Genomic DNA, 2,875 nt, shown 5'->3' with positions numbered 1-2,875 from the left:
ATCTGCCGGCCCGCCGATCTCGTCGACAAGGTGCTGGCGCTGGAGCTCGGCGCTGCCGACGTGATCGAAAGCCCGCTCAATGTGCGCGAGCTGGCGGCGCGCATCGGCCGCCTGCTGACGCGGCGCGGCCGCAACCCCCAGGAACTGATCGTGCTCGAGAATGCGACCGTCGACTTGAGGTCGGCCATGGTCATGCATCGTTCCGGCGCCGAGGATCAACTGTCGCCGGGGCAGGTGGCGCTGTTGAGATTGTTTCTGGCGAGCCCGCGAAAGGTGCTGACGCGCGACGACATCATTGCCGCCGCGCCCGCCGAGAATGCCGACGCTTTCGACCGCTCGATCGATTCGCGCATCGTGAGGCTGCGCCGTAAGCTCGATACGGAGACCATCACCACGATCAGGGGTGCCGGTTACCGGTTCGATCCGCCGACGCCGCGCACCGACTGAGGCGAGGGCCACCAGGTCTTTTCCTCGATCTTGCATCGGATTTCCAAAACCGCTTCGCACTTTTGGATCCGACGCCGGCGCCTAGCGCACCACGAGGATCGAGGGGCCGGACGGCAATTCGGCGCTGGCGGCGATCTCGGCGTGGGCGCGCTCCTTGAGCAGCACCGTTGCAAGCGCGGCAAAGCCAAGCAGCCCCTGGGCATAAAGCAGTGCGGACAGCACCGAAGCGGCAAATTTCGTCTTCATAACTCAATCCCCAATTCGATAGTCGTCGATGCTTCAGGAAACTCCCGAAGCGCCCGCGCCGCCTACGGAGCCCCCCGCTGCGGCGCGGGCCTTCGGTCCTCTCGGCAGCAAGTAGCCGGAGGGGCCGCGCATCCCTATCAGCCGAAGACCGACCCGCCAGAGGGCCCTCAGCCGGTTGACGCGCAGGCTGGAGATGATCCAGACCGTGGCGATGAACATTGCAGTGTGCAGTGTCGAAACCTCGCCGGAATTCATGGCGCCAAGCGCCGTCACAGGGTTGCCGGCGACAGAGCCGACAGCACCGAGGATGACTGCCGAGACGCCGATCCTGAGAAACCAGGTGCGAACTTTCGATTTCCTGCCCATTTTCGTTTGCTGATGTCTGTTCCCGTGACTCGACATTGCTGCGGGCCTGTATCCGCATCATGCCGCGCAAGTCGCGCTTTGTTGCAATTCGGTTTCGAGATTCGGAGAAAGGCTTTCATATCAAAGCCATTTACGCTTTGCCCGCCGGTTTCGGCCTGCTTGATATTGCCGGCAGCCGGTCTAGGGGGAGCGTGTTCTCTGGAACTAGGCCGTCAACTTAGAGAAACGAATTCGAAACATTAACGCATATTAAGCGAAATAGACCTGAAACAGGTGATCCCGATAAGACGATCCATCGAAATTGCAGCCGGCCCGACCGGCATAAGAGAGAGAGGGATCGTCATGCATACCGCCATTTCAGCCAAGCTCATCCACGTCACCGCCGCCGCGCTCACCGGCGCGGCTCTGCTCTTCGGCAGCAACGCCGCTCATGCCAACCAGCTCGTCGCCCGGGTTTCGCTGTCGCAGCAGATCATGGAAGTCACGGTCGACGGCCGGCCGACGTTCACCTGGAAAGTGTCGACGGGCGACAGGGGGCACATCACGCCGACAGGGTCATTCAAGCCGACCCGCATGCATGAGATGTGGTATTCGAAGAAATACGACAATGCGCCGATGCCGCATTCGGTCTTCTTCAGCGGCGGCTATGCGGTGCATGCGACCTATGCCATCAAGCATCTTGGCCGGCCAGCTTCGCATGGCTGCGTGCGTTTGCATCCCGATGCCGCGGCCGACTTCTATCAGCTCGTCGAGGCCTTCGGCCCGGGCAACACCAGCATCCTCATCGTAAAGTAACGGGTCAAGTAGCGGGCGGATTGCCGCCTTCAAGTCAGGTTCGACGCAATTCCGGACGGAAGGCCACGGCGAAGTCGCCGAGCAACCGTTCCACACTTTTCTTGGAATTGCTCTGGCGCCGAAGCCGTGGGGTGACCGCCTAAAAAAGAGGCCGGGATTTTCCGGCCTCTTTTTTGTTTTGGAGCAGTCCTGGATTGCTTCAGGTGGGCAGCGCCGGCATCAGCTTCGGATCGGGCTTCTCGGCGAGATGCGGCAGATCCTTGCTGGCGATGAAGGTGTAGAACATCGGCACGACGAACAGCGTGAACATCGTGCCGACCAGAATGCCGGTGAAGATGACGAGGCCCATCGAGTAGCGCGCCGCGGCGCCGGCGCCGCTGGAGATGATCAGCGGCACGACGCCGAGCGCCATCGCGGCCGTCGTCATCAGGATCGGCCGCAGGCGCACCTTGGCCGAGGCGATGATGGCATCGCGGCGCCGCATGCCATGGATTTCGCGCTGCTGGTTGGCGAATTCCACCAAAAGGATGCCGTGCTTGGTGATGAGGCCGATCAGGGTGATCAGTCCGACCTGCGTGTAGATGTTGAGCGTTCCGAGGCCGATATTGAGCGGCACGATGGCACCGAAGATCGAAAGCGGCACCGCCATCATGATGATCAGCGGATCGCGGAAGCTCTCGAACTGAGCGGCCAGAACCAAGTAGATCACGATCACGGCGGCCGCGAAGGCGATCAGGATGGTGTTGCCCTGCTCCTTTTCCTGCCGCGATTGGCCGGAATAGTCGATGAAGAACGTGTCGGGCAGCGTTTCCCTGGCGAGATCCTCCAGCACTTTCAATCCGTCGCCGGTGGTCACGCCGGGCAAGGGCAGGGCGGAGATCGTGGCCGAGTTCAGCTGGTTGAACTGCTCGATCGCTGCCGGCGAGGCGTTGGTCGAGATATGCACCACCGCCGACAGCGGCACCATCTTGCCGTCGACGCTGCGCACGAAATACTCGCCGAGCTTCGCCGGATTGTCGCG

5 protein-coding genes are annotated in these 2,875 nt (G+C 61.9%); 2 read left to right on the top strand and 3 right to left on the bottom strand.

Translation table 11 applies throughout. The features are described 5' to 3' along the window. Window positions 1–447: winged helix-turn-helix domain-containing protein (locus EOA49_RS31290; protein ID WP_164749365.1), on the top strand; the 447-nt coding region annotated here is incomplete at its 5' end. Between the two features lie 81 nt (window positions 448–528). Here the strand turns inward: EOA49_RS31290 and EOA49_RS31285 are convergent. Together EOA49_RS31285 and EOA49_RS31280 are read right to left on the bottom strand one after the other, a co-directional pair. Next, the gene (locus EOA49_RS31285; protein ID WP_082953640.1) at window positions 529–693 is read right to left on the bottom strand and encodes a hypothetical protein; all 165 of its coding nucleotides are present in this window, start codon (window positions 691–693) and stop codon (window positions 529–531) included. Window positions 694–726: 33 nt separating this feature from the next. Continuing rightward, window positions 727–1,059, bottom strand: coding sequence for a hypothetical protein (locus tag EOA49_RS31280; RefSeq protein ID WP_095799860.1), 333 nt, complete (start codon window positions 1,057–1,059; stop codon window positions 727–729). Window positions 1,060–1,401: 342 nt separating this feature from the next. Between EOA49_RS31280 and EOA49_RS31275 the strand changes: the two genes are divergently transcribed. Beyond that, entirely contained in the window at window positions 1,402–1,854 is a 453-nt protein-coding gene (locus tag EOA49_RS31275) for a L,D-transpeptidase (RefSeq protein WP_066990426.1), read from the top strand. A gap of 199 nt (window positions 1,855–2,053) precedes the next feature. Here the strand turns inward: EOA49_RS31275 and EOA49_RS31270 are convergent. Continuing rightward, a partial coding sequence (locus EOA49_RS31270; protein ID WP_206520249.1) for an efflux RND transporter permease subunit occupies window positions 2,054–2,875 on the bottom strand: 822 nt, incomplete at its 5' end.

Origin of the sequence: Mesorhizobium sp. M1A.F.Ca.IN.020.04.1.1, assembly GCF_003997315.1 — a bacterium.
Lineage (GTDB): Bacteria > Pseudomonadota > Alphaproteobacteria > Rhizobiales > Rhizobiaceae > Mesorhizobium.
This window is presented reverse-complemented; position numbering and strand designations above follow the sequence as displayed.

Excerpts from the sequence above, each read along its gene's own strand:
- EOA49_RS31285 (WP_082953640.1), bottom strand. The coding sequence starts at position 693 with ATGAAGACGAAATTTGCCGCTTCGGTGCTGTCCGCACTGCTTTATGCC.
- EOA49_RS31280 (WP_095799860.1), bottom strand. The coding sequence starts at position 1,059 with ATGGGCAGGAAATCGAAAGTTCGCACCTGGTTTCTCAGGATCGGCGTC.
- EOA49_RS31275 (WP_066990426.1), top strand. The coding sequence starts at position 1,402 with ATGCATACCGCCATTTCAGCCAAGCTCATCCACGTCACCGCCGCCGCG.